Annotated in this window: 26 protein-coding genes, 1 tRNA gene and 1 pseudogene; 15 read left to right on the top strand and 13 right to left on the bottom strand. The window is 67.9% G+C overall.

Annotated features, from left to right (window positions below):
- Positions 1–8 precede the first annotated feature (8 nt).
- Genes BN976_RS14560 through BN976_RS14540 form a run of 5 tightly spaced genes read left to right on the top strand, consistent with a single transcriptional unit; the run spans position 9 to position 5,600 of the window.
- Positions 9–878 carry an SDR family oxidoreductase gene (locus BN976_RS14560; protein WP_011781417.1) on the top strand — a complete coding sequence of 290 codons (870 nt, stop codon included), beginning with the start codon at positions 9–11 and terminating at the stop codon, positions 876–878.
- The gene (locus tag BN976_RS14555; RefSeq protein WP_036371607.1) at positions 875–2,383 is read left to right on the top strand and encodes a class I adenylate-forming enzyme family protein; all 1,509 of its coding nucleotides are present in this window, start codon (positions 875–877) and stop codon (positions 2,381–2,383) included. Before BN976_RS14560 ends, BN976_RS14555 begins: the two co-directional genes overlap by 4 nt.
- A gap of 40 nt (positions 2,384–2,423) precedes the next feature.
- The gene (locus tag BN976_RS14550) at positions 2,424–2,726 is read left to right on the top strand and encodes a hypothetical protein (protein ID WP_036371606.1); all 303 of its coding nucleotides are present in this window, start codon (positions 2,424–2,426) and stop codon (positions 2,724–2,726) included.
- Between the two features lie 44 nt (positions 2,727–2,770).
- Positions 2,771–4,237 (top strand): adenylate/guanylate cyclase domain-containing protein, encoded by a 1,467-nt coding sequence (locus BN976_RS14545; protein ID WP_011781420.1) that lies wholly within the window; start codon positions 2,771–2,773, stop codon positions 4,235–4,237.
- Between the two features lie 55 nt (positions 4,238–4,292).
- The gene (locus BN976_RS14540) at positions 4,293–5,600 is read left to right on the top strand and encodes an MFS transporter (RefSeq protein WP_036371605.1); all 1,308 of its coding nucleotides are present in this window, start codon (positions 4,293–4,295) and stop codon (positions 5,598–5,600) included.
- Here BN976_RS14540 and BN976_RS14535 read toward each other — a convergent pair.
- The 5 genes from BN976_RS14535 to BN976_RS14515 all read right to left on the bottom strand — a co-directional run bounded on the left by BN976_RS14535 (position 5,597) and on the right by BN976_RS14515 (position 10,989).
- Positions 5,597–6,001 (bottom strand): nuclear transport factor 2 family protein, encoded by a 405-nt coding sequence (locus BN976_RS14535; RefSeq protein ID WP_036371600.1) that lies wholly within the window; start codon positions 5,999–6,001, stop codon positions 5,597–5,599. The two genes, BN976_RS14540 and BN976_RS14535, sit on opposite strands and share 4 nt — an antisense overlap.
- Positions 6,002–6,087: 86 nt before the next feature.
- Complete coding sequence (locus BN976_RS14530) at positions 6,088–6,510, bottom strand: Zn-ribbon domain-containing OB-fold protein (RefSeq protein ID WP_036371598.1); 423 nt, start codon at positions 6,508–6,510, stop codon at positions 6,088–6,090.
- A gap of 2 nt (positions 6,511–6,512) precedes the next feature.
- Positions 6,513–7,721, bottom strand: a complete 1,209-nt coding sequence (locus tag BN976_RS14525) for a thiolase family protein (protein ID WP_011781424.1) — start codon at positions 7,719–7,721, stop codon at positions 6,513–6,515.
- A gap of 35 nt (positions 7,722–7,756) precedes the next feature.
- Complete coding sequence (locus tag BN976_RS14520) at positions 7,757–9,979, bottom strand: acyl-CoA dehydrogenase family protein (RefSeq protein WP_036371596.1); 2,223 nt, start codon at positions 9,977–9,979, stop codon at positions 7,757–7,759.
- On the bottom strand, positions 9,976–10,989 hold the full coding sequence (locus BN976_RS14515) for an NAD-dependent epimerase/dehydratase family protein (protein ID WP_011781426.1): 1,014 nt from the start codon (positions 10,987–10,989) through the stop codon (positions 9,976–9,978). Before BN976_RS14515 ends, BN976_RS14520 begins: the two co-directional genes overlap by 4 nt.
- Positions 10,990–11,099: 110 nt before the next feature.
- Between BN976_RS14515 and BN976_RS14510 the strand changes: the two genes are divergently transcribed.
- Genes BN976_RS14510 through BN976_RS14500 form a run of 3 tightly spaced genes read left to right on the top strand, consistent with a single transcriptional unit; the run spans position 11,100 to position 13,968 of the window.
- Entirely contained in the window at positions 11,100–11,675 is a 576-nt protein-coding gene (locus tag BN976_RS14510) for a TetR/AcrR family transcriptional regulator (protein WP_011781427.1), read from the top strand.
- Between the two features lie 26 nt (positions 11,676–11,701).
- Entirely contained in the window at positions 11,702–12,148 is a 447-nt protein-coding gene (locus BN976_RS14505; protein WP_036372248.1) for an SRPBCC family protein, read from the top strand.
- Entirely contained in the window at positions 12,145–13,968 is a 1,824-nt protein-coding gene (locus tag BN976_RS14500; RefSeq protein WP_036371594.1) for a sulfatase-like hydrolase/transferase, read from the top strand. Before BN976_RS14505 ends, BN976_RS14500 begins: the two co-directional genes overlap by 4 nt.
- Before the next feature lie 26 nt (positions 13,969–13,994).
- On the opposite strand, the gene BN976_RS14495 is transcribed toward BN976_RS14500, so the two are convergent.
- Positions 13,995–15,260 carry an amidohydrolase family protein gene (locus BN976_RS14495; RefSeq protein ID WP_036371592.1) on the bottom strand — a complete coding sequence of 422 codons (1,266 nt, stop codon included), beginning with the start codon at positions 15,258–15,260 and terminating at the stop codon, positions 13,995–13,997.
- Positions 15,261–15,284: 24 nt separating this feature from the next.
- Here BN976_RS14495 and BN976_RS14490 point away from each other — a divergent pair, with 24 nt between their 5' ends.
- Positions 15,285–16,148 carry an AraC family transcriptional regulator gene (locus BN976_RS14490; RefSeq protein ID WP_036371589.1) on the top strand — a complete coding sequence of 288 codons (864 nt, stop codon included), beginning with the start codon at positions 15,285–15,287 and terminating at the stop codon, positions 16,146–16,148.
- 5 nt (positions 16,149–16,153) lie between these two features.
- On the opposite strand, the gene BN976_RS14485 is transcribed toward BN976_RS14490, so the two are convergent.
- On the bottom strand, positions 16,154–16,780 hold the full coding sequence (locus tag BN976_RS14485) for a TetR/AcrR family transcriptional regulator (RefSeq protein ID WP_011781432.1): 627 nt from the start codon (positions 16,778–16,780) through the stop codon (positions 16,154–16,156).
- A 111-nt stretch (positions 16,781–16,891) separates the two neighbouring features.
- Between BN976_RS14485 and BN976_RS14480 the strand changes: the two genes are divergently transcribed.
- A complete protein-coding gene (locus BN976_RS14480) occupies positions 16,892–17,164 on the top strand; it encodes a WhiB family transcriptional regulator (RefSeq protein ID WP_036371588.1) in 273 nt (90 codons plus the stop codon).
- Between the two features lie 5 nt (positions 17,165–17,169).
- Here the strand turns inward: BN976_RS14480 and BN976_RS14475 are convergent, their stop codons facing one another.
- On the bottom strand, positions 17,170–18,042 hold the full coding sequence (locus tag BN976_RS14475) for an alpha/beta fold hydrolase (RefSeq protein WP_011781434.1): 873 nt from the start codon (positions 18,040–18,042) through the stop codon (positions 17,170–17,172).
- Positions 18,043–18,241: 199 nt separating this feature from the next.
- Here BN976_RS14475 and BN976_RS14470 point away from each other — a divergent pair, with 199 nt between their 5' ends.
- A complete protein-coding gene (locus BN976_RS14470; protein ID WP_036371587.1) occupies positions 18,242–18,493 on the top strand; it encodes a hypothetical protein in 252 nt (83 codons plus the stop codon).
- Between the two features lie 9 nt (positions 18,494–18,502).
- Here BN976_RS14470 and BN976_RS32100 read toward each other — a convergent pair whose 3' ends face one another.
- Together BN976_RS32100 and BN976_RS14460 are read right to left on the bottom strand one after the other, a co-directional pair.
- Positions 18,503–19,486 (bottom strand): hypothetical protein, encoded by a 984-nt coding sequence (locus BN976_RS32100; protein ID WP_051558435.1) that lies wholly within the window; start codon positions 19,484–19,486, stop codon positions 18,503–18,505.
- A 149-nt stretch (positions 19,487–19,635) separates the two neighbouring features.
- A tRNA-Leu gene (locus tag BN976_RS14460) sits at positions 19,636–19,718 on the bottom strand.
- A gap of 297 nt (positions 19,719–20,015) precedes the next feature.
- On the opposite strand from BN976_RS14460, the gene BN976_RS14455 reads away from it, so the two are divergent.
- The 4 genes and pseudogenes from BN976_RS14455 to BN976_RS14440 all read left to right on the top strand — a co-directional run.
- Positions 20,016–20,573 carry a hypothetical protein gene (locus BN976_RS14455; protein WP_234935331.1) on the top strand — a complete coding sequence of 186 codons (558 nt, stop codon included), beginning with the start codon at positions 20,016–20,018 and terminating at the stop codon, positions 20,571–20,573.
- Positions 20,554–20,979 carry a hypothetical protein gene (locus BN976_RS14450; RefSeq protein ID WP_036371584.1) on the top strand — a complete coding sequence of 142 codons (426 nt, stop codon included), beginning with the start codon at positions 20,554–20,556 and terminating at the stop codon, positions 20,977–20,979. Before BN976_RS14455 ends, BN976_RS14450 begins: the two co-directional genes overlap by 20 nt.
- Positions 20,976–21,320 (top strand): DUF3817 domain-containing protein, encoded by a 345-nt coding sequence (locus BN976_RS14445; protein ID WP_011781439.1) that lies wholly within the window; start codon positions 20,976–20,978, stop codon positions 21,318–21,320. Before BN976_RS14450 ends, BN976_RS14445 begins: the two co-directional genes overlap by 4 nt.
- Positions 21,321–21,361: 41 nt before the next feature.
- A pseudogene (locus tag BN976_RS14440) lies at positions 21,362–22,468 on the top strand (acyltransferase family protein); the annotation flags it as partial.
- A gap of 26 nt (positions 22,469–22,494) precedes the next feature.
- Here BN976_RS14440 and rdgB read toward each other — a convergent pair.
- The 3 genes from rdgB to BN976_RS14425 form a co-directional block, all read right to left on the bottom strand.
- A complete protein-coding gene (rdgB, locus tag BN976_RS14435) occupies positions 22,495–23,109 on the bottom strand; it encodes an RdgB/HAM1 family non-canonical purine NTP pyrophosphatase (protein ID WP_036371583.1) in 615 nt (204 codons plus the stop codon).
- Positions 23,109–23,891 carry a ribonuclease PH gene (rph, locus tag BN976_RS14430; RefSeq protein ID WP_011781442.1) on the bottom strand — a complete coding sequence of 261 codons (783 nt, stop codon included), beginning with the start codon at positions 23,889–23,891 and terminating at the stop codon, positions 23,109–23,111. The genes rdgB and rph overlap by 1 nt, the downstream gene beginning before the upstream one ends.
- A gap of 369 nt (positions 23,892–24,260) precedes the next feature.
- Positions 24,261–25,475, bottom strand: a complete 1,215-nt coding sequence (locus BN976_RS14425; RefSeq protein WP_036368701.1) for an IS110 family RNA-guided transposase — start codon at positions 25,473–25,475, stop codon at positions 24,261–24,263.
- Positions 25,476–25,550 lie beyond the last annotated feature (75 nt).

The following is a 25,550-nucleotide window of genomic DNA, read 5'->3' as shown; positions in this document are numbered from 1 at the left end:
GGCACCCATTGTCTGGAACGTCGAACGAAACCGGCGACATCGGCGGCACACGGTTCGCCGGCCGCACCATGGTGGTCTCCGGAGGCAGCCGCGGGATCGGCCTGGCCATCGCCCTCGGCGCCGCCCGGCAGGGTGCCAACGTCGTGCTGCTGGCCAAGACCGCCGAACCGCACCCGAAGCTGCCGGGCACCGTGCACACCGCCGTGGCCGACGTGGAGGCCGCGGGCGGCAAGGGCGTGGCGGTGGTCGGCGACGTCCGCAAGGAAGAGGACGTGGCCCGCGCGATCGACACCGCGGTCGAGCACTTCGGCGGTGTCGACGTCGTCGTCAACAACGCCAGCGCCATCGCGACCGAACCGACCGAAGCGCTGTCGGCCAAGAAGTTCGACCTGATGATGGACATCAATGTCCGCGGCACGTTCCTGCTGACGAAGGCCGCCCTGCCGCATCTGCGGAAGTCGACATCGGGGGCGCATGTGATCACGCTGGCCCCACCGCTGAACATGAACCCGCACTGGCTGGGCGCCCACCCGACCTACACGCTGTCCAAATACGGCATGACCCTGCTGTCGCTGGGCTGGGCCAGCGAATATGCAGACGCGGGAATCGGATTCAGCTGCCTGTGGCCGGAGACCTACATCGCGACATCGGCGGTGAGCAACCTCGCAGACGGTGGCGATCTGGTGAAGTCCTCCCGCAGCCCCGAGATCATGGGCGACGCCGCGGTGCAGATCCTGTCACGGCCGCCGGCGGAGGTGAACGGGCAGTGCTACATCGACGCCGCGGTGCTGGCCGACTCCGGTGTCACCGACCTGTCCGGTTACGGCGGCGGTGACGACCCGATCCTCGACATCTTCGTCGACGGGCGCGTGTCATGAGCATCTCGCTGCTGCTGGAGATGGCCAAGGACGCCGGACCCGACCGCACCGCGGTGGTCTCCGACGATCTACGGCTCACCACGGCCGAATTGAGCGCGCTTGCCGATGGCGGTGCCGGTGTCATCGCCGCGTCGGGCGCCCGACACGTCGCCTACGTCGGCGCGGGTGGTGCGATGCTGCCGCTGCTGTTGTTCGCGTCCGCACGCGCGGCGGTGCCCGTGACGCCGTTGAATTACCGGTTGTCGGCCGACGGCCTGCGGGCCCTGCTCGACCGCCTGCCCGACCCTCTGGTGGTTGTCGACGACGAATACCGCGACGCGGTCGGTGACGGCTACCGGACGATCGGCTCGGCCGAGTTCCTCGACGCTGCGCGCACAGCCGAACCCGCGGCCGAGTTCGCCGACCCCGACGCGGTCGGCGTCGTGCTGTTCACCTCAGGTACGACGTCCAAGCCGAAAGCCGTCGAACTCAGCCACGCCAACCTGACCAGCTACATCATGGGGACGGTCGAATTCGCCTCGGCCGAACCCGATGACGCGGCACTGATCTGCGTGCCGCCGTACCACATCGCAGGTGTCAGCGCCGCGCTCTCGAACCTGTATGCCGGCCGAAAGATGGTGTACCTGACGCAATTCGACGCAGGGAGGTGGGTCGACCTGGTCACCGGCGAAGGCGTCACCTCGGCGACCGTGGTGCCCACCATGCTGGACCGGATCGTGTCGGTTCTGGAAACCCGGGGCACGACGTTGCCGACTCTGCGGACACTCGCCTACGGCGGCTCCAAGGTGCCGCTGCCGCTGGTGCGCAAGGCACTGTCGTTGCTTCCCGCGGTCGGATTCGTCAACGCATACGGCCTGACCGAGACCAGCTCCACCATTGCGGTCCTCACGCCTGACGACCACCGCGCCGCACTGGCCGCCTCCGACGAGGCCGCCATCCGACGACTCGGCTCGGTGGGCCAGCCGGTGCCCGGCATCGAGGTCGAGATCCGCGCCGACGACGGCACCGTGCTGGGTGCCGGCGAGACCGGTGAGCTGTTCGTCCGCGGCGAGCAGGTGTCGGGCAAGTACACCGACATCGGATCCGTGCTCGACGAACAGGGCTGGTTCCCCACCAAGGACGTGGCGTTCCTCGACGAGGAGGGCTATCTGTTCATCGGCGGCCGGTCCGACGACACCATCATCCGCGGCGGCGAGAACATCGCGCCCGCCGAGATCGAAGATGTCCTCGTCGAGCATCCGCACGTCCGCGACTGCGCGGTCGTGGGCGCCGACGATCCGGAGTGGGGCCAGATCATCGTCGCCGTCGTGGTCGCGCAGCCGGGGACCGAACCCGACGTCGAGGACCTGCGCAGTCACGTCCGTTCGCAACTCCGAGGCTCCCGCACCCCGGATCGGGTGGTGTTCCGGGATGAGCTGCCCACCAACGCAACCGGCAAGGTGCTGCGCCGCGAACTCGTCGACGAACTGAACCAGGACCCATCGCCGGCACAGCCGGCTGTTTAACGATTGCCGGCTCAGCCGGCGCGACGTAAGGAGCCCCTGCATGATCAAGAACGGAACCCGCCTGCAGAGCCAGGTCTGCGACACCCAGGTGATCGTGGTCCGAAGCGCCGACAGCCTCGACGACCTGCGCGCCGGCGGGGCACCCATGGTCCCGATCGGCGAGGCCGTCGACGAGAGTCTGTCGCTGGACGACGCACTGGCCGACGGCACCCTGATGGGCAAGCGCTACGTCGACGACGGCGGCGCCGAGGTACTCGTCACCAAGGCGGGCAAGGGCACGCTGAGCATCGGCTCCACCCCGTTGGCGCTCAAGGAGGCCAAGCCGCTGCCCGCCAGCGACTGAGATGCCCGAGTCGCTCCCGGCACGCGACTGATACCTTCGGCCGTGTGAGGCCACGCCGCCTGCTCATCAGGTACGCCGCGGGTCTCACGTCGGCGTATGTGCTGACGCTCGCCGAGGTCGTCGCCATCGTGGTGTCGCTCGCCGGCCGCAGCGTGGTCACCGTCGGCAACGTGATCACGCTGACGGTGGTCGGCCTGGTGGGCACGGCCACGGTGGCGCTCGGCGCCGTGCTGATCGTCCGACCGTCGCTGCGTTGGTTGGACTCCGGCAGACCGCCCACCCCCGCCGAAATCCGGACGACGGCGAAGACGATGCGCCGCCAGGCCGCCATCACCCTCGCGCCGTGGCTGTTGACGGCGGCGATCCTGGTTCCACTCAACCTGCACGCCCCGGCCACGGTGTTCGTGGTGCTCACCACGGCGTTGCTGTTCGGCGCGATCGCCACCGTCAGCACCGGGTACCTGTTCACCCTGCGGACAGTCCGGCCGTTGCTCGCCGGGGTACCCGCCGACGCCGCACCTCCGGGCTCGCCCGGGGTGCGGGTCCGACTGGTGCTCACGTGGGTGGTGTGCACCGCCCTGCCCGGTTCGGCGATCGCCGTGCTGCTGATCCTGCGGTCGCGGAACTGGTTGCTCGACGAATCGTCCCCGATCGAGCTCGCCCTCGTGGTGCTGGCACTGGTCGCCGTGGTCCTCGGGCTGCGCTCGATGCTGCTGGTGTCGATGTCGATCTCCGATCCGCTCGACGAGGTGGCCGACGCGATGGCCGACGTCGAGAAGGGGAAGCTCGACCGCACAATCGACGTCTACGAATGGTCCGAGATCGGGCGACTGCAGAGCGGCTTCAACCGGATGGTGGCCGGCCTGCGGGAGCGCGATCGGCTCCGCGACCTGTTCGGCCGCCATGTCGGTGAGGAAGTCGCGCGCCGCGCCTTCGAGCAGGCCACGGCGCAGAACGACGCGTCCACCGGCGACGAGCGCGACGTCGCGATCCTGTTCATCGACCTGGTCGGCTCGACACAGTTGGCCAACGAGCGTGAACCCCACGAGGTGGCGGAGGTACTCAACGACTTCTTCGAGATCGTGGTCGCCGCCGTCGACGAGTCACACGGGCTGGTCAACAAGTTCCAGGGCGACGCGGCCCTGGCGGTGTTCGGCGCACCGCTTCGGATCGACGACCCGGCCTCGGCGGCACTGTCGACCGCTCGAATCCTGGCGCGGCAATTACACAAGCTGCCGGTCGATTTCGGGATCGGCGTCTCCGCCGGGCCGGTGTTCGCCGGCAACATCGGCGCCAGGAACCGCTACGAGTACACCGTGGTCGGTGACGCCGTCAACGAGGCCGCCCGCCTGGCCGACCGCGCCAAGGAGTTCGACGGCCGGACCCTGTGTTCGGGGACGGTGTTGTCCCAGGCGAGCGGCGCCGAGCAGCGGCTCTGGGCTGCCCACGGCGAGGCCAGGCTGCGGGGACGCTCGGAATCCACCGACCTGTACACACCGTCCGGAAGTTAACTGTCCGACTCGAGCGGGAATGCAGGCGTATCTTCGACCCGCCAGGAGGACGCCCATGACCGTCAAGGAGACCCGGCCTGCCGCACCGGGGGCCGTCAGCAGGGCGGTGCGCGGCGCGGCGATCGGCAACGCCGTGGAGTGGTTCGACTTCGCGATCTACGGATTCCTCGCCACCTACATCGCCGAGAAGTTCTTCCCGCCCGGCGACGAGACCGCGGCGCTGCTGAACACGTTCGCGATCTTCGCCGCGGCCTTCTTCATGCGTCCGCTGGGCGGATTCTTCTTCGGACCGCTCGGCGACCGGATCGGGCGGCAACGGGTGCTGGCCCTGGTGATCCTGCTGATGTCGGCGTCGACCCTGGCGATCGGCCTCGTTCCCGGCTATGACTCGATCGGCGTGCTTGCCCCCATCCTGCTCCTGCTGCTGCGCTGCCTGCAGGGGTTTTCCGCCGGTGGCGAATACGGCAGCGGGGCATGCTTTCTGGCCGAGTATGCGCCCGACAGACACCGCGGTTTCGTCGTCTCGTTCCTGGTCTGGTCGGTCGTGGTGGGCTTTCTGCTGGGTTCGGTGACGGTGACCGCACTGGAGGCGACGCTCTCCGAGTCCGCGATGAACAGCTTCGGATGGCGGATCCCGTTCCTGATCGCCGGGGCCCTTGGCGCGGTGGGGCTCTACATCCGTCTGCGACTCGGCGACACCCCCGAGTTCGAGGCGCTGCGCGAGTCCGGGGAGGTGTCGACCTCGCCACTGAAGGAGGCCGTCACGACGTCGTGGCGTCCCATCCTGCAGATCATCGGCCTCGTCGTGGTCCACAACGTCGGCTTCTACGTCGTATACACGTTTCTGCCAAGCTATTTCACCAGGACGCTGGAGTTCAGCAAGATCGACGCGTTCTACTCCATCACCGTCGCGAGCCTGGTGGGCATCGTGTTGATTCCCCCGCTGGGAGCACTGTCGGACCGTGTCGGCCGTAAGCCGCTGCTGCTGGCCGGGTCGATCGGGTTCGCGGTGTTCGCCTACCCGCTGTTCCTGTTGCTGAACACCGGTTCGTTGGCGGCGGCCATCGCTGCGCACGCGGCGCTGGCCGCCATCGAGGCCGTGTTCGTCTGCGCCTCACTTGCCGCCGGCGCCGAACTGTTTGCGACCAGGGTGAGGTCCAGCGGTTACTCGATCGGATACAACGTGTCGGTGGCGATCTTCGGCGGCACCGCACCGTACGTCGCGACATGGCTGGTGTCGCGGACCGGCAATGACATCGCGCCGGCGTTCTACGTGATCGCGGCGGCGGTGGTCACCTTCCTGACGGTGTTGACCATGCGCGAGACGGCGCGCCAGCCGCTGCGGAAGCTGGTGTCGGACTAGATCGTCCGCATCAGGACCGGCGTGAACGTGCGACGCCGGATCCGCCAGCCGGTGTCCGTGCGCACCAGCTCGTCGTCGTAGAAACCCACGGCGCTGACACCAGAGGTGTTGTCCTGCGCCATGATCAGCGCGTCGATGTAGGCGCGCGCCGTGGCGGTATCGCCGTCCACCGTGGCGGCCTGGTTGGTGATCCGGTGCAGCGTGTAGCCCGCCATCTCGTGGGTGGCCGTCATGAACTCCACGACGGCGTCCACACCGCGCCACGTGCCGATCTCGCCGTAGTCGAGCTCGCAGTCGTCGGTGAACACCGTTCGGAACAGGGGCCAGTCGCGCGTGTCGATGCCCGTCGCATACCGCACCAGGACGTCGCTGATCTCCTGACGGTCGTCTCTGGTCATCATTCTCCTCGCGCCAGCGCTCGTCGGTCGGTCATCGGACATCTCCCTTCGGGTGGACGACACTGCGCGGCGGGACCCAAGGCCTCGTGTCAGCGGTCAGCCGGCTCGTAGCGCAGCATCGTCACGTCGTGCTCGGGGTAGTCGCAGAACACCGGCTTGACCCGCATACCGATCTCGACGTCGTCGGGTGCGACGTTGACCAGTTCGGTGGAGAACCGCGGCCCCTCGTCCCACTCCACGATCGCGAGAAGCTGGGGCACGGCGTCGGCGAAGTGTGGGCCGACGGGGCGGCGCGCCACGGTGAACGAGTACACCGTCCCCATCCCCGAGATCTCGCGCCACTCCAGGTCGTTCGCGAGCGTCCTGGGGGCTCGCACCCGGGGATAGAACACGTAGGACTGCGACGACGGCGAATACTGGATCATCACCCGGTGCTCGGCGAGCGCATCCCAGAAGGGAGCCGTGGTGGGGGTCTTGACCGGCATCGGCCGTTCGAAGGTCGGTGTGCTCATCGTCAGTCCCCTTCCAACACGAGGGTGGTCTGCTCGGACAGGATGCCGCCGTTGCCGGACACGAACGCACGGTTGCAATTGCCGACCTGCGCTTCACCGGCGCGTCCCATGATCTGGCGGGTCGCGTCACACACGTGATGCATGCCGCCCGCGTTCCCCGCCTGCCCGAAGCCGAGCTGACCGCCCGCGGTGTTGAGCGGGAAGTCGCCGCGGAAGGTCAAGTCGTGCTGTGACACGAATTCCATGCCCTTGCCCTTCTCGCAGAACCCCGCGTCCTCCAGACTCAGCAGCACGGTGATCGTGTAGCAGTCGTAGATCGACACCATGTCCATCTGGTCACGGGTAAGCCCCGACATCGTGAACGCGGTGTCGGCGGCTCGCGCGATCGGCGTCTGCAGCAGATCCTCGGCGTAGGTCGGCGTCTTGTAGGGCACCTGCTCCCCGAACCCCTTGATCCACACCGGCCGGTTCCTGGCGCGGGCGGCGACCTCGGCGCCGGCCACCACCACCGCGGCACCGCCGAGGCACGGCATCACGATCTCGAGCATGTGCAACGGATCGGCGATGACGGGGCTGGCCAGCACGTCCTCGATGGTCAGCGGTTTGTCCTTCCACACCGCGCCCTCGGTGTGGTTGGCGTTGAAGCGCTGGTCCACCACGATCTTGGCCATCGCGCGCTCGTCGTAGCCGTACACCGAGGCATAGCGCTGCGCGACCTGACCGTACGGGCCGTTCTGGCCGAGATTCCCATAAGGGATCTCGAATTCGGCCTGCGGAGAACCGAACTGGTTGCTCGACGCCCCGAAGAACACCGCGTCGACGAGCGGTTTCGGCTTCTTCGGCGAGGTGGGAGTGAGGTAACGCGCCGGGATCGCGCAGAGCACCACGTCGCAGATGCCCAGCTCGATCGCGGCGGCGGCGCGCCACACCATCCCCACCGCGCTGGCCCCGCCGAGATCGACCATCTCGGCGAAATTCGCACGGACACCGAGGTATTCGGTCACCGTCGAGGGAACGAAGATCTCCGACTCGCTCAGGTGGGTGGTGACGATCCCGTCCACGAGTTCCCCCGACAGTCCGGCGTCGTCGAGTGCGGCGGCGCCGAGCTCCGCCCACTGTTCCAGTGTGAACGGGGCCGGGGTGGCCTTGTTGAGCCGTTCCGGGGGCAGCTCCACGTAGCCGACGATCGCGGCTTCCCCGCGCAGACCCATGTGTGTCTCCTGTCCCGTCGCTGTCCGACACCCGCTCAGGCGCGGGGTAGTCCCAGAATCATCTGGGCGATGATGTTGAGCTGTATCTCCCGGGTGCCACCGCCGATCAGTTCGGCGGGCAGGTGGAAGTAGGGCTCGACGATCGCCGGGTCGGAATCCTCGACGAGCGCCGCCGGTGCCGTGAGCTCCAGTGTGGCTTTGAAGGTGCGGCGCAGCATCACGTTCATGGCGACCTTGGCGATGCTCGACGCCGGTCCGGCGGCCTGCCCGTCGAGCAGCCGCATCACCTCACGCACGGCGAGCACCTTGATCGCGTTGGCATACGCGTCGGCCTCGCCGAGCGCCGCAAGCACCCGGCTGCGGTCGGGCCGGTCGGCGGCGGCGAGCCCACGCAGGATGCTGGCCCTGTCGAAGTTGACGTAGCCGCTGATCGCCACCCGCTCCTGGGCCATCGTCGCGATGGCCAGGTTCCATCCGTCGGTGGGTCCACCCAACAGCAGTTCGTCGGGAACGAACACGTCGGTCAGGAACACCTCGTTGAAGTGTGACTCGCCGGTCGCCTGCCGGATCGGTTGCAGCTCAATGCCCTCGGAGCGCATGTCGACGATGAAGTAGCCGATGCCCCGGTGCTTGGCCGCGTCGGGATCGGTGCGGGCCAGCAGCGCCCCGTAGTCGGCGGTGTGCGCGGACGAGGTCCAGATCTTGTGACCGTCGATCCGCCAGCCGCCGTCGACCTTCGTGGCGCGTGTCGTCAGCGATGCCAGGTCCGAGCCGGCGCCCGGCTCGCTGAAGAGTTGGCACCAGCCGAGTTCTCCGCGCTGTGTTGCGGGGATGAACCGCTGCTGGATGTGTTCGGGTGCCGAGCTGATCAGCGTCGGCAGGATCCACTCGGAGATCCCCAGCGACGGCCTGACCAGGCCGGGCCGTTTGGCGAACTCCTCGTCGATGATCAGCTGTTGTAGTTGGGTCGCGTCCACCTCCCACGGCCTGGGCCAGTGCGGCGCGATCAGGCCGGCTTCGGCGATCAGCGTCCGCTGGGGACCGGTGGCCAGGTTCTCGTAATCACCCTGGCGTCCCGGTCGGTCGTTACGCAACGTGCTCGCCTCATCGAGAACCGTTGCCACACTACGGCGGAAGTCGGCGTCGAGGTCGCCGAGCTTGAGGGAGACGTCCCGGTTCTGCGTTCGGCTGAGATCGCCGAGCGACTCCGCGTAGCGGCCTGCCGGCCCGATCGATGCGGCCAGACTGGTGGCCCTGCGCCAGTACAGGTGGAGGTCGTGCTCCCAGGTGTAGCCGATCGCACCGAACATCGCGAGGGTGTCGAGTACCAGATCGGGAGCCGGCGATATCGCCATCAGCGCTGCGCCCCACGCCGCGATCTGGTTCTGCGTCCGCTCCTCCGACGCCGAGCGGACCGCATCCCATGCCGCCGAGGTGGCCAGTTCGCTGTTGACCAGAAGCATCGCCGCCTGATGTTGCAGAGCCTGGAACGCACCGATCGGCTTGCCGAACTGCTCCCGGGTCCGCAGGTGCTCGGTGACGGCGTGCACGCACCAGCGGATGACCCCGGATGCGGCGCCGGCGGCGAGCGCGATCGCGACGCATCGGGCGCGAGCGTCATCGATGCCGGTGAGCACCGCACTGTCGGTGCAGCGGTAACCGTCCAGCCGCACCGCGCCGACGTCGACGGTCTTGTCCGTCCCGCGGCGTCCGACGACGTCGATCCCCGGCCCCTGCGGGTCGATGACGAACCACAGCGTCCGCTCACCGGCATCGGCCGCGGCCAGCATCGTGTGGGCCGAACGGGCGCCGAGGGTCGGAACCGATGCGCCGCTGACCTCCCAGCCGCCTGCGACCGGCACCGCACGGAAGTCGTTGTCCTCGGCGAAGATCACCGCCGCAGAGGCTCCGCCGGCGAGGGCGACGAGCAGGGTGTTCCTCGCCTCGGTGTCGTCGGCCAAAAGCGCGACCGCGCCTGCGGTCACCGTCGACTGCACGGGACCGGGCAGCAGCGCCGTCGTTGCCGCCTCCAGCATGCAGGCGGTGTCGGTCAGCGTGCCGCCCTGACCCCCGACCTCCTCTGGCAGGTGCACGGCGTGGAAACCGTTGGCGACGAACTGGTCCCACCACAGTGGAAGCTCTCCCGCGGCCAGCGCGTCGAACGACCCGCGCGTCTTGTCGATCGGCGCGTGCCGAGCCGCGAACTGTGCGACCGCGGCGGCCAGCTGCTGCTGCTCGGGTGTCAGACCGATGGTCATCGGGCCCCCTGTGCCGCACGCTGACGCCGGTCCCGGAAGAAGTGCGCGGCCGCCACGATTGCCTCCGATGTGGGTTGCGGGTGCCAGTCGAGTTCACGAACAGCCTTGGAATGGTCCATCGGCGACATGATGTGCATCAGGCGGATGTTGAGCGGCGTGAGCATGGTGTCCTTGCCGCGAAGCCGGGCCACTCCTTCGCTCAGATACCCGGCCGCCGACATCACCCGGATCGGGACACCGAACTTCGGCGGCGCGACTCCCACTGCGGCACAACCGATTTCATGTATCTCCCGAGTGCTCATGAACCGCTCGCTGACGATGTAACGCTCGCCGGTGCGGCCACGCTCCGCGGCGAGGATCATCGCGCGCGCCGCATCCTCGATGCCGACCACCTCGGCGTCGTAGCCGTCGATGTAGAACGGGAGCCTGCCCGCCACCGCAGCGGCGAGCATCCCGCCGTGCGGCGTCGGCAGGAAGTCGCCCGGTCCGTAGGTGTTGGCCACGCACATCGCGACTGCGGGCAGCCCCTTCTCCGCGCTGTACCGGAGCACCATCTGTTCGGCCTCCACCCGGGACCGGATATAGGCACCGCCCTTGTCCAGCCAGTTGTGCGCCGTGTCTTCGTCGGCCAGTCCGTCCGCGGCCAGCCCGATCGTGCCGATGGAGCTGGTGAAGACGAAGCGGTGCAGGCCGGCGCCGACCGCGACGTCGAGGACATTGCGCAGCCCGTCGACGTTGGTCCGCCACATCGGTGCCGGATCCCGCAGCCACGGACGTGCATCGACCACGCAGTAGTAGACGACGTCACAGCCGGCCATCGCGGCCCGCAGCGCGCCGGTGTCGAAGATGTCGCCGTAGTGGACTTGCACCGGCAGTCCGTCGATGCCGCGCGTCGAGCTGGTGGTGCGGATCAGGACCCGGACGTCGTCCTCGCCTGCGGCGATCAACTGCTTGGTGACGTGGGATCCCAGGAAGCCGCTGGCACCGATCACCAACTTCGTTCCCGCCATCAGGAAATCACCCGGCTTCTTTCTGCCATCAGCTTAACGAGACGCAACGTCTCGTCTTGTGGCACACTACGGGCGATGCCTCAGCGTGTAAAGCCGGTCAGGTTCTCCTGATGGCCACCGATATCGCGGCGCCCCGGCGGCGTAGTGAGAAGTCGCGCACGGCCATCGTCGAGGCGACCCGCAAGCTACTGATGGAACGTGGCTTCGACAAACTCACCATCGAGGCGGTGGCCGCACGCGCGGGCGTCGGTAAACAGACCATCTACCGCTGGTGGCCAAGCCGGCACGCACTGGTCGCCGATGTCACCCTCGAAGACGCCGACAGGATTCTGCGACCCGTCGCCCGGACCGACGACGTCGCCGCAGATCTGTGCGCATGGGCGGTCACCCTCGCCACCGCGCTGACCACCGTCCGCGGGAACGCGATGCTGCGCGCCCTGACCACCGCGGGCGTCGAGCACCAGGACACCGCGGCACGGCTGCATGCCGGCTTCAACCAGCCGATACACGACGCCGTGCGGGGCCGACTGACCGCCGAGGGACTGACCGCCGAATCGGCCCGCGACGCCACCGACGCGATCGTCGGCGGCATCGTCTACGCCATCCTGAGTGAGGGCCGATCGTTCGACCCGCACCGCGCCGAATCGATCACCCGCACGGTCATCGCCGGCATCACCACGCGGTGAGCCTCGGCAACGTGTTGAATGAGGCGGTGGCCGAAGTGAGCCGATCCCGCACCGTCTCCGCAGAGTCCGCCGCGATCTGGGCGAGGCTCGCCGATTTCGGCTCCCTGTCCGCGTGGGCCGACGGGATCGACCACTCCTGCCTGCTCAACGGTGACGATCATCCCGAGCCGGTGGGACTGACCCGACGCATCCAGAGCGGCCGCGACACGTTCGTCGAGACGATCGTGGCCTTCGAGCCGTCGCGTGTGCTCGGGTACGAGATCGCCGGTGTGCCCAAGGGATTCAGAGTGTCGAACCGATGGAATCTGGAGCCCCGCGCCCACGGCGCGACGACGGTGACCCTGACGACCACGATCCGGACGTCGCGTGCGCTGTTGCGCCCGCTCGGGGAACGTGCCTTCGCGCGGCTGATGGCGCGACGCTCGGACAGCCTGCTCGACTCGTTGGCGAAGGCAACCGAAGGGAACCCATGACCACCGAACGGCCCGACATCGTCGTCGTCATGACCGACGAGGAGCGCGCGACACCTCCCTACGAACCCGACACCGTTCGCGCATGGCGCAGTCGGACACTGGGCGGCAGAAGGTGGTTCGACGAGAACGGCGTCAGCTTCCTACGCCACTACACAGGCTCACTGGCCTGCGTGCCGAGTCGCCCGACCATCTTCACCGGCCAGTACCCCGACCTGCACGGGGTGACCCAGACCGACGGCATCGGCAAGGCACACGACGATTCCCGGCTGCGCTGGCTGCGCCGCGGCGAGGTGCCCACCCTGGGCAACTGGTTGCGCGCCGCCGGCTACGACACCCACTACGACGGCAAGTGGCACATCTCGCACGCCGATCTCATCGACCCCGGCACCGGCCGGTCGCTCGACACCAACGACGACGACGGCGTCGTCGACCCGGCCGCGGTGCACAGGTATCTGGAGGCGGATCCGCTGTCCCCATACGGCTTTTCGGGTTGGGTCGGCCCGGAACCGCACGGCGCCAAGCTTTCCAACGCCGGGATCCGCCGTGACCCGCTGATCGCCGACCGCGTGGTCGCCTGGCTGAAAGACCGCTACGCGCGGCGACGCGCGGGTGACCCCGACGCGATGCGGCCGTTCCTGCTGGTGGCCAGCTTCGTCAATCCCCATGACATCGTGCTGTTTCCGGCCTGGGCGCGCCGCAACCCGCTGCCCGCCTCACCGCTGGACCCTCCCCCGGTTCCTGCCGCACCGACCGCGGACGAGGACCTGTCCACCAAACCCGCCGCGCAGATCGCGTTCCGCGAGGCGTACTACTCCGGATACGGCCCGGCATGGTCGATCGAGCGGACCTACCGGCGCAACGCCCAGCGCTACCGCGACCTGTACTACCGACTGCACGCCGAGGTCGACACCCCCATCGACCGGGTGCGCCGCGCGGTCACCGAGGGTGGATCCGGCGACGGACCTGACGACACCGTGCTGGTGCGCACCGCTGATCACGGCGACCTGCTCGGCGCCCACGGCGGGTTGCACCAGAAATGGTTCAACCTCTACGACGAGGCCACCCGGGTCCCGTTCGTCATCGCCAGGGTGGGCGCCCGTCCGACCACGGCGCGCACCGTGACGGCGCCGACGTCGCACGTCGACCTGGTGCCGACCCTGCTGTCGGCGGCGGGCGTCGACGTCGACGCGGCCGCAACCGTGCTGGCAGAGTCGTTCTCGGAGGTGCATCCGCTGCCGGGAAGCGACCTGATGCCCGTGGTCGACGGCGCGCCGGCCGACGATCATCGGTGCGTGTACCTGATGACGCGGGACAACGTCCTCGAAGGCGACACCGGTGCGTCCGGGTTGGCCCGCGCATTGAAGCTGACCTCGAAAGTGCCTGCACCCCTGCGCATCCGGATTCCGGCCCACACGGCCGCCAACTTCGAGGGTCTGGTGATCCGGGTCGACGAAGATGCCGCGCCGGGCGGACACGGACACCTGTGGAAACTGGTGCGTTCGTTCGACGATCCCGGCACCTGGACAGAACCGGGGGTGTGCCACCTGGCGGCCGACGGCATCGGCGGACCGATGTACCGCACCGATCCGCTCGACGATCAGTGGGAGCTCTACGACCTCACCGATGATCCCGTGGAGCAGCACAACCGCTGGACCGATCCCGACCTGCACGAACTGCGCGCGCATCTACGGGCCCAGCTCAAATCCGTGCGGGCGGAATCCATCCCGGAGCGCAACCGCCCGTGGCCCTACGTCCGGCGTCAGCCCCCGCAGCCGGCACGATGGTCACCGGGGCGCGCACTGCGCCGGCTGCGGGACTGAATCAACGCACGCCGGCGAGCCGGCAATCAGGCCTGAGCGAACTGCTGCTTCTCGTTGTAGAGCCGGGCCCATTCGGCCCTGGGCCGGATCGACGTGTCGACGTCGGTGGCCTTGGCGCGTAAGGCGCCTGCCGTGGCCTGCTCCTTCGGAGTCAGCTTGAACGGATCCCAGGAGAAGAAGCGGCAGGAGTTCTCCCACGTGATCTTGTTGATATCCGAGTCCGACGCCCCCGCTGCGTTCAGTTCCGCGAGCACCTTCTCCGGGGCGTCGGGCCAGAAGCAGTCCGAGTGCGGATAGTCGCACTCCCACGCGATGATGTCGATGCCGATCTCGTGCCGCAGTTTCAGCGAGGTCTTGTCGGTGACGTAGCAGGCCAGCGAGTGCTCACGGAACACGTCGCTGGGCAGCTTGTCGCCGAAGTCGCGGCGCAGCCACTTCTGGTTCGTGTAGTGCCGGTCGCTGCGGTCGAGATAGAACGGTATCCAGCCGATGCCGCCTTCGGAGAACGCGAACTTCAGGTCGGGATAGTTGCGCATCGCCGGTCCCCACAACAGGTCCTGGGCGCACATCGCCGACACCTGGGTGGCGAGGATGATCAGGTTGTCGATGGGCGCGTTGGGCGCCATGCTGATCGCGCCGAAGCCCGTGCCGATGTGCAGGCACATCACCACGTTCTCCTCGCTCAAGGTGCGGAACACCGGGCCCCAGTAGTCGTCGTCGTGGTAGCTCGGAAGCCCTTCCAGGTGCGGCAGTTCGGGCATCGTCACCGCACGGCAGCCCTTGGCGGCCACCCGGCGGATCTCGGCGCACATCGCCTCGACATTCCACGTCGGCAGGATGGCGATCGGGATGAAGCGGTCCGGATACGAGCCCGCCCACTCGTCGATGTGCCAGTCGTTGTAGGCCGAAACCATCACCAGCGTGACGTCCTCGCGGGTCATGTTGAGATGCCGGGCGGAGAAGCCGGTGAACGTCGGGAAGCACATCGACGCGAGGATGCCGTTGCGGTTCATGTCACGGACCCGCTCGTGGACGTCGTACACCCCGGGACGCATCTCGGCGAAGCCGGCAGGATCGCGGCCCCACTCCTCGGCCGGCCAGGAGACCACGGCGTTGAGGCCGCTGACCCCCTGGGGACGGCCCTGATACATCCACTGATCGACACCCTTGTCGTCGGTGACGACGATGGGCGCCTCTTCGCGGTACTTGGCAGGGACGTGCCGCAGGAACATGTCCGGCGGCTCCACCACGTGATCGTCGATGCTCACCAGAATCAGGTCGTCTGTCTGCATATCCCAGTAGTACCGTCTCAGGACATGACCGGCTCTGCGTCTTCGGACAGGATCTTGTCCGAAGCGGCCAACCTGGGTGCGGACTCTCCGCGTCGGGTGATCGACCTGCGCCGAGGCGGCCGCGCACTCGGCGGCAGCTACCTCTACGAAGGTGACGCCCTCATCACCGGCTGGCACTCCCATGACGTGCACCAGATCGAATACGCGCTGCACGGCGTCGTCGAGGTGGAGACCGACTCCGCGCACTATCTCCTGCCGCCGCAGCAGGCAGCGTGGATCCCGGCCGGACTCGAGCATCAGGCGGTGATGAACCCGGACGTCAAGACGGTCGCGGTGATGTTCGACCCCACCCTGATCCCCGACGGCGGGGACCGGGCCCGCATCCTGGCCGTGTCGCCGCTGATCCGCGAGATGATGATCTACGCGCTGCGCTGGCACATCGAACGCAGGCCCGGCGCCGGCGACGATGACGGCGTCGCCGACGGCTTCTTCCGCACCCTGGCCGCTCTGGTCTGCGAGGCGCTCGACCACGAAGCCCCGCTGAGCCTGCCGACGTCCGACAATCCGATCGTGGCCGCGGCGATGGCGTACACCAAGCAGCATCTGGACACCGTCACCTGCGAGGAAGTCAGCAGAGCCGTGTCGGTGTCGGAGCGCACGCTGCGCCGACTCTTCGCCGAAACACTCGGATTACCTTGGCGCACTTACCTTCTGCATGCACGCATGCTGCGGGCCATGGCCCTGCTGACCGCCCCGACGCAGTCCGTGCAGGGAACAGCCACCGCGGTCGGGTTCGACAGCGTCAGCTCGTTCACGCGGGCCTTCACACAGTTCTGCGGCGAGACCCCGTCGGCATATCGCAAGCGGGTCGCCGACGCCTCTGACTGAGACCGCTATTCGGATACCGGGCGCCGAAACAGCCCCTCGCGCAACAGCGCGTCAACCGCCTTCTGCCAACGGGCGAGTTGACCGGGCGAGATGAGCGGTTCGGCGAGATGCCGGTCGAGATGCGACCGGAGGCTGATGGCGCCCAGCGCGAGCACCAGGCCGTTGATCGCGGCCCACGTGATGTCGACATCGGGGCGCAGCTCGCCCCGATCGAGCCGTTGCTGCCAGCGCGCGACGCCGACGGCGAAGAGGGTGTCGAAGATCCTGACCCCGGCGGGGCTGCCGTCGACGAGGGCGCGGCCGAGATAGGTGGCCACGTCAGGATGTTCGGAGAAGAGGGTGGTGACCCGGTCGCCGATCTCGACGACGGAGTCGACCGGCGGGTCCGCCAGGGGCCGGGACATCGTGGTGGTGATCAACCGCAGCACGTACTCGTCGACGTCGTTGATCAAGCCGGCCTTGGTGGCGAAGTGGTGCTGCACGAGCCCCAGCGACACCCCCGCCGCCGCGGCCACCCCTCGCATCGTCGTTGCCGCGGCGCCGTTCGCCGCCAAACTACGCAGTGCCGCGGCGCGGATTCTCTCGATGTTGCGCGGTTCCTCCGCGCCCGTCCGCCCGACATCCGACACCACAGTGTTCACCGTAGACAACATCGCCACCAGCTGAAGTCGACAGTACGGCAGTATTGTTCCTACGATACAAACGTATTGTCGATGACGACGGGGACGGAAGGGAAGGTGTCCATGAATTCGATACGGATCGAAGAGGAAGCATGGACCGCGCCGTGCACGCGCGATCCCGACCGATGGATGGTCACCGCCGACGAGGGCGCGAAGTCGCTGTGCCGCGCGTGCCCACGGCGCTGGCAGTGTGCCCGTGACGCCTGCGTGACGCCGGGCGCGGTGGGGTTGTGGGCGGGCATCGTGCTGCCCGAGGGGGGCCGCAACCGGCAGTTCGCGCTCAAGCAGCTCCGGTCATTGGCGGAACGCAACGGGTTCTCGGCCAGGAGGCGTTGACCCGGTCAGTGCGTCGGCGTCTCGACTGCGCTGGACTGTCCGGTCGTCGAGATGAAGTCCTCGAGCAGATCCACCACCTCGGTCGGCTTCTCGACGTGAGGAAAGTGACCGACCCCGGCCAGGATTTCGAGGCGGCAGCCCGGCCGTGCTTCGTTGAGCGCATAACCGTGTTCCACGGGGATGATGCGGTCCTCGTCGCCCCAGATCACCAGCAGCGGCAGATCCGACGTCAGGTGCAGCCGGTTGAGCGCGCTGACCGCCTGACCGCGGTAATCGACGACCGATCGTAGGGTGCGAAGGAACGCCTGGCGGGTCTGTGCATCAGACAGCGACGAGTACGCGCTCCACATCTCGGCGCCGCGGGGTGACTGGATGTTCACCGCGGAGAACCAGTTGCGGAGTGTGTTGCCGACTCTCACCACCGGCGGTGGCGCGATGACCGGCATGAGCAGCTCGGCGCCTGGCGCGGACAACAGGCGCAGCGTCCAGCCCACGTCCTGACCGAGGCCGCCGCTGCTGATCAGCACCAGCCGCTGGCAGTAGTCGGGATGCTGGTAGACGAACTGCATCGCCACCCCGCCGCCCAGCGACTGACCCACGACGGTGACCCGCGAGATGCCCAGTTCGTCGAGGAAATCACGCAGCCCCACGGCGAAGGCGCCCAGCGAGTAGTCGCTGCGCGGCTTGGCGGACTGGCCGTGTCCGAGCAGATCGGGCGCAATCACCCGGTATCGCTTCGCCAGCTGGGGCAGCACCGCGCGCCAGGTGTCGGAGCTTCCCGCCATGCCGTGAAGCAGCAGGAGCGTCTCCTCGCCGCGACCGACGTCCCGGTAGGCGACGCGATCGCCATGCAGATCCAGATACTTCAGGTCGCTCATACGCCGTAGATCCCCCGTCCTGTGCGGATTACTCGCCATCGTGGCAGAGGATCGCCGCCGACATGCGCATCCGTGGTCATTACCACGCTCTCGATCAGCAGTGAGTGAGGTCACCTGCCGCCGGGCGGGCCGAACGAGGTTTCACGGATTGACGGAGGGGTAACTACCGGAGCAGTCCGGCACCACTGAAGGAGAAGTCATGATCGACAGGGCTGAAGGCACACCCGGCTCAGACGATCCGTTCAACGAGACTGTCGCCACCACTGGGCTCTTTCTGATCGTCACCGCGATCATCGCCCTGGCCTTCGCGTTGGCGAGCTGGGGACTGTCGGAGAACCTGATCGCCCTGTTCGCAGGAGCCATCGCGGTGGTCAGCTTCACGGCCAGCATCCTGTGCTTCATGAACCAGGCCACCGACGCCGCGCCCAGCACCGGCGAGGCCACCGCCTGACCCGCGGTCTCACGCAGCCGAGGCGGCGGCGTAGCCGTCGCACGCTGTCGTGAACCGCTTCCACTGCTGGGCAGTCGGCCTGATCAGGCCCGCGATGACGTCGCCGTCGCGTATCGCGAGGTCAGGGGCGTGGCGGCGCAGCACGGCCAACAGCTCCAGCGCCTCTCCGGCCGGACTGTCCCAGTCGGATCCGAAGACGCGCCGGCGCATCAACTCCTGCACCTCCCGGATCTCGACCGAGAGTTTCCGCGCCGGAACGCGCAGGGCGTCACCACAGCGGGCGAGCTGCTCCTCGTACCGGTCCTCCCAGAACTCGAAGTCCCACCCAGCCCAGATCTCGGGCAGCTGGTCGAGAATTCCCGCCGTGTCGACCGTCTGCCACACCCCGATGGCCTTGCGGGACGGGTCGACGTGCACCCCGGAGGCCGGCTCAATCCTCAGCGAAAGCTTGGGTCGTGCTCGCCGCGGCAGCATGTCCAGCAACGACGGTCCGTACACCTCGGGATGCGAGTACTCGACCATCGGCCAGAACCGCACGCCTCCGTCGGGACCGACGACGGAGATCACCTGGCACGGCGAATACCGGTCCGGCGTCACCTCGATCCTCGGTTCGCGATCGAAATCTCGCGGTGGGCAGTCGACTCCGACATAGGCGGCGAGCTCGCGGGCGCCGCCGTACGCCCAGCCCACCTGAAACCCCGTCCACAGTTCGGCGAGTGCGGCCAGCAACACCCGCCGGTGCGGCACCCGGCCCATCAGGTCGTCACCGAAAAACAGCAGTCGACGGCGGTCGAGATCGAGCACCGCGGCGCTGCGTTCCGGCATCAGGCCGTAGAAGTCGCGATCGTCGGACCGTCGGAACGACGCGATGTGGCGCAATGCCAACTCCGGTCCCCCGATCAACATGTCGAGGATCCGCCGGTCCGCCCAATGCCAGTCATACCCTTGCCATTCGCCGTTCTCGACGACGATGACATCTCCCCAGTTTTTCATCACGCCCCCTTGTCGCGGACACACCGTGCGGTGCGTCTCTTGAGGGCGAGTGTGCGCCGAGAGTCCGACAAGTTGAGTGCGGGCGGCAGGGGCCGCTTGCATGGGGCGAGGAAATGCACTGCAATACAGCACATTTCGCAAATCGAGAGTGCGGGCGGGGGGATTCGAACCCCCACGCTCTTTCGAACACGGACACCTAAAGACCGCGCGTCTGCCGTTCCGCCACGCCCGCAGTGGGTGTGATCGTACCAATCCCCAGCCTGTCGGACCCCGTCGCTAGGTTGCGATCAAGAGCGAGGGGACGTCCGTGACGAAATCCGTTGAAGAGTTCGAGAAAGTCCAGCAGCTCATCGCGGAAGGATTGAACGACTGCGCCGTCGCTCGCGATACCGGAATACCCCGAACCACCGTCCGGGACTGGCGCCGTAGACCTCCTCGAAGGTTGAGCCATCCCAGCGACCCGTTGTCCTGCGGAGTTGTACATGACTTCGACTCACTACACGCAGCCTCCTACGCATACCTGCTAGGCATGTATCTGGGCGATGGCTGCATCTCAAAGGCATCGCGCACCTACACGCTGCGCGTCACGTGCGACAAGCGCTATCCGACGATCATCGCGCGTTGCCGTCTGGCCATCGATGCCCTGTTTCCTCGGCAGCGCGCCGGGGTCTATTGGCGCCGGAGCGGCTGCGCGGATGTGTATCAGTGCTCCAAACACTGGCCGTGCCTGCTTCCCCAGCACGGACCCGGCCGTAAACACCTCCGCAAGATCGCCCTCGAACCGTGGCAGCAGAAGATCGTCGACGGCGAGGCCGAGGAGTTCGTCATGGGCCTGATCCACAGCGACGGTTGCCGCGTCGTCGCCAACGACCGCGGTGTGCTCAGCGTCAGGTATCACTTCAGCAACCGGTCCGAGGACATCATCGGCCTGTTCACCGCCGCGCTCGACCGCCTCGGCATCACATGGCGGCGGTCCGACAAGCACACCGTCTCCATCTACCGCAAGGCCGCGACCGCCCGCATGGATGAGTTCATCGGGCCCAAGGATCTCGCGGTACCGTTGAACGGTGTCCACTACACGACGTAGGAGGCCGGCGCTCATCCTGTTGGTGATCGCCGCCGCTGCCGGCTGCCTCGCGCTCGCTTGGTGGCAGTGGACCCGCTACGAGTCGACGTCCGGCAGTTTCCAGAATCTCGGCTACGCGATGCAATGGCCGCTGTTCGCCGGATTCTGTGTGTACGCCTACTTCAAGTTCGTCCGCTATGAAGAGGCCCCGCCCGAGCCCCACCCGCACGACGCCGTCACCGAGATCCCCGCCGGCCTGCTGCCGGAACGGCCGCAACCGGCCCGCCAGGGCAGTGCCAACCGGGATGCCGACCCGGACAACAACGACCCGGACGACGACCCGACCTTGCGGGAGTACAACGCCTACCTGGCCGAGCTGGCCAAAGCCGATGCCGAAGACCAGAAGATGACAGGAACCGGTACGTGACCGCACCCCAATCCCCCGCCCCCATCACGCCCGTCGAGACCATCCGCAAAGCGCTGACCGGCTACCGCGTCCTGGCGTGGGCGACCGGCATCTGGCTGATCGCCCTCTGCTACGAGATGGTGATGAAGTATGCGTTCCAGGACGACTCGCTGGGCTGGATCGCGGTCGTGCACGGCTGGGTGTACTTCGTCTATCTGCTGTTCACCGCGAACCTCGCCGTGAAGGTGCGCTGGCCGATCGCCAAGACCGTCGGCATCCTGCTGGCAGGCACGATCCCGCTGGTCGGCATCATCGTCGAGCACTTCCAGACGCAGAACATCAAGGAGCAGTTCGGGCTCTGAGCCGGGTTTGCCCAGTGCACCCGTAGCTAGACTCGACCCCGATGTCAGCCAGCCCCGGCGTGCGCTGCGGCGCCGCCCCGGCGGGCCCGCCCGATCGCACGTCTCCACGAGATCCCGCCCTCACCGGCCTGCGCGCGGTCGCAGCGCTGCTGGTCGTCAGCACCCACGCCGCCTTCGCGACCGGCTATCTGCTGCACGGCTACCTGGGGACGATGTACGCCCGCCTCGAGATCGGCGTCGCGGTCTTCTTCGTGCTGTCCGGGTTTCTGCTGTTCCGCCCCTGGGTGAGGGCAGCCGCCGCGGGCCGGCGGGCACCGTCGGCACGCCGCTACGGCCGGCAGCGGATGCGCCGCATCGTGCCCGCCTACGTGGTCACCGTCGTCGCGGTCTTCGAGATCTACACCGTCTTCACGCCGGGCCCCAACCCCGGCCAGACCTGGCAGGGGCTGCTGCGCTACCTGACCTTCACCCACATCTACACCGACGAATACCTGGTGACGCTGCTTCATCCGGGTCTGTCCCAGATGTGGAGCCTGGCCGTCGAGGCGTCGTTCTACGTCGCCCTTCCGGCGTTGGCGTTCCTCGTCCTGCAGGTGCTGTGCCGCGGGCGTTGGCGCCCGGGCCGCGCGCTGGTGGGCGTCGCGTTGCTCGCGACCGTCACCCCCGTGTGGCTCGTCGTGGTGACCGCGACCGATCTCCTGCCCAACTCGGCGGGGATGTGGCTGCCTGCCCACCTCGCGTGGTTCGCCGGAGGGATGGCGTTGGCGGTGCTGGAGGCGGTCGGTGCGCGCTGCGCCGCGATCGTCGCGATCCCGGTGGCCGTCGGGCTGTACCTGGCGGTGTCGACCTCGCTCGGCGGCACATTCGCCGGGCCGGACCCGGCCTGGACACCGATCGTGAAGGCACTTCTGTACGCGGTGATCGCGACACTGGCGGTCGCGCCGGTGGCGCTCGGCAGCCGCGATTCGTATTCGCGGGTGCTGGCCAGCAGGCCGATGGTGTGGCTCGGCGAGATCTCCTACGAGATCTTCCTGGTCCACGTCGCGGTCATGGCCCTGACCATGCATCTGGTGCTGGGTTGGCCGCTGTTCACCGGCTCGATGCCCGGGCTGATCGCCGCCACGCTGACCCTCACAGTCCCGGTGGCCTGGCTTCTCAACCGCGTGACGAGACCTCAGATCAAGGCACGAAGCGACGGTAGCAACGCGGCCAGCGCCCTGCCCCGGTGCGACGACGCGTCCTTCTCCGCCGGGCTGAGCTCGGCGGCCGTCCTCGCCGAACCCGTCGGCAGGAACACCGGGTCGTAACCGAATCCGCCGTCGCCGCGGGCTTCACGCACGATGCTGCCCCGCCACTCACCACGCACCACCACGCGTTCGGCCTCACCGGGGCCGAAGACCAGCGCGCACGCCGACACGAACGCCGCGCCCCGGCGCTCCTCGGGCACGTCGCCGAGCTGGCCGAGCAGCAGCGCGGTGTTCGCCGCGTCGTCGCCGTGCCGTCCCGCCCAGCGCGCGCTGAGCACGCCGGGCATGCCGTTGAGGGCGTCGACCTCGAGTCCGGAGTCGTCGGCCACGGCGGGCAGGCCCGTCGCGGCGAACGCGTCGCGCGCCTTGGCCATCGCGTTCTCTTCGAACGTCGCACCGGTTTCCGGGGCCTCGTCGAACGGCGGCACGTCGTCGAGCGACAAAAGCGTCAGCCCCGACACCCCCGCGGCGTCGAGCACGCGGCGGAGCTCGTCGAGCTTCTTGCGGTTGCGGCTGGCGACAAGTAGCCGAGACTGCCCGATCAGCTTCCGAACGCCTTCTTCGCGGGCTCACCGGGCTCGGGAAGCACACCGGGATACGGAAGTTCGAGCGCGGCGCGCTGGATCTCGAACAGCTGATCGCAGGCCGCCATCGCGGCGTCGAGCATCTTGTCCAGCGTCGAACGCGGGAAGGTTGCGCCCTCGCCGGTGCCCTGGATCTCGACGAGCGTGCCGGTGTCGGTGGCGACGACGTTCATGTCGACCTCGGCCCGCGAATCCTCGGTGTAGGGCAGGTCGACGCGGATGCGGCCGTCGACGACGCCGACGCTGACCGCGGCGATGGCGCACGACAGCGGCCGCGGATCGGACAGCTTGCCTGCCGCGGCCAGATAGGTGACGGCATCGGCCAGCGCGACGTAGGCGCCGGTGATGGCGGCCGTGCGGGTGCCGCCGTCGGCCTGCAGCACATCGCAGTCGATCGCGATGGTGTTCTCGCCCAACGCGGCCAGGTCGATGCAGGCGCGCAGGGACCTGCCGACCAGGCGGCTGATCTCCTGGGTGCGTCCGCCCACCCGGCCCTTGACCGACTCGCGGCCCGAGCGCTCATGTGTGGCGGCCGGAAGCATCGCGTACTCGGCGGTCAGCCAGCCCTGGCCGGAACCCTTGCGCCAACGGGGCACACCCTCGGTGACGCTCGCCGTGCACATCACCCTGGTCTGGCCGAACTCCACCAGCACCGAACCCGCGGGGTGCGTCGTGAAGCCGCGGGTGATGGTGACCGGGCGCAGTTCGTCGTCGAGTCTGCCGTCTTCTCGTCTGGACACGGGCCAACCCTAACTGGCTGTAGGTCGTGTCAAGAACCGGTTTGGGCGTGATGGGTCGACATCCGGGGTTTTCGGGTGTGGTGGTGATGCTCTGGTGTCGGCGGTGAGGCTTTGGGTTTGGGGGGCGGGTGCCGGGCGCCCACGTTGACTTATGCGACCTCGAGGTGTGGGTCATCTGGCGTCGTTCGGGCTGCCGTGGAGGCGAAGGGCCGGGTGCCAAGTTAGATGCGGCGTAACCCGGTGGGTCCGCCATAACCGGAGCGGCATCGGATCCGGCCCTTCGTCCCGCTCCTTCAGCGTGGCACTGCCGACGAGGGTTGTGAAGGGGGTGTTAGGTAACGGCTCCTTCCTGGGCTGGGGTCTGGTTCTTCAGGTCCAGCGGGCGGGGTCGTAGACGGCGTGGTCGCGGACCAGGGCATGGGCGACGCGATTAGCGCGATGCGCCAGCGCGCAGGCGATGACGCCACCGCGCTTGCCGCGGTCCTTGAGTCCGTGGGCGTAGGACTTGGCCGATGGCTCGGTGAGCCACAATCCGATACCGAGATCTATCAACGCTCGACGCAGCGCCACACTGCCCTCGCGGCTGATCGATCCGTCTCGGCGCTTACCGGCCGACTCGTACTGCATCGGAGATAGCCCCGACGCGCGATAGATCTGCCGGGGTCCCGGCCACCGTGTTGGATCACCAAGGGCAGCAGCATAATTCGAGACACGGACGACGCCCCAGCCGGGCACCGAGGTCAGGGTACTGAACGGGCTCAGTGGCAACAGCCGTGCCAATTCAGTCTCTGCATCGGCGATCCGGGAACTCAAGTCAGCCAACAAAGCCATGTCAGAAGCCAGCACCTGTCGAGCCACCACTGCGTCGCGAGTCGGTAACGCGTCCTTGGCCGCGGTCACCAGACGCTCGGCGAGCGGGCGGCGTAATTGGACGTCACGGGCGGCGGCGAATCGGATCAACCGGGTCGTTCCCAGCGTCGCCAACCGCGCCGGATCGGCGAACTCGGCGGCGACCAGGCGGCCGATTTTGGTGCCCAACACATCCGGCAACGCCAGCGTCAGTCCGGGAAACGCCCGATCGAGTTGTGCGAGCAGCTGGTTCTTGGTCGCCGTCCGGGTAGCGACTCGCCGCGACCGATGCTGGGCCCACGCCGCTACTTCGCCGATGAGCACCTCCCGCTCACCGACCACCCGGCCACGACCGGCCAACATCAACTCGGTGATCGCCTCCAAGTCGATTCCGTCGGTCTTGACCCGCCGCCGGCCCATCACTCGGCGCTGCTCGGCGACATGAGCGGGATTGAGCTCGAGCACCTCCCAGCCCGGCGGCCACCGGTAATCCACCACGGGCCGGTGGTAGTGGCCAGCCGCTTCCACACCCACCCTGATCTGCGGACACGAGGGCGCCACGGCTAACACGCGCTGCGTCGCAGCCCTCAGACCCGACCGGGTCATCGCGAACTCAACCGGGCCCATCAACCGCCGACGAGCGCCGTCGGTGACCGACACCGTCGCCGAAGTCTTGCCGACATCGACGGCAACGACGATCGTGGACGACGTGACTGGAGCACTCTGCACAGACACAACAACACCTCCGGGGCGTGCCAGGAGGACCAAGAGCGCACCCACGCTCAGGTCCTCATAGGAATCTTTGACAAT

The sequence above is a fragment of the Mycolicibacterium austroafricanum genome (assembly GCF_000612725.1).
In the GTDB taxonomy this organism is placed as follows: Bacteria; Actinomycetota; Actinomycetes; order Mycobacteriales; family Mycobacteriaceae; genus Mycobacterium; species Mycobacterium austroafricanum.
The sequence above is the reverse complement of the archived record's forward strand: the minus strand, read 5'-3'. Positions and strand labels throughout refer to the sequence as shown.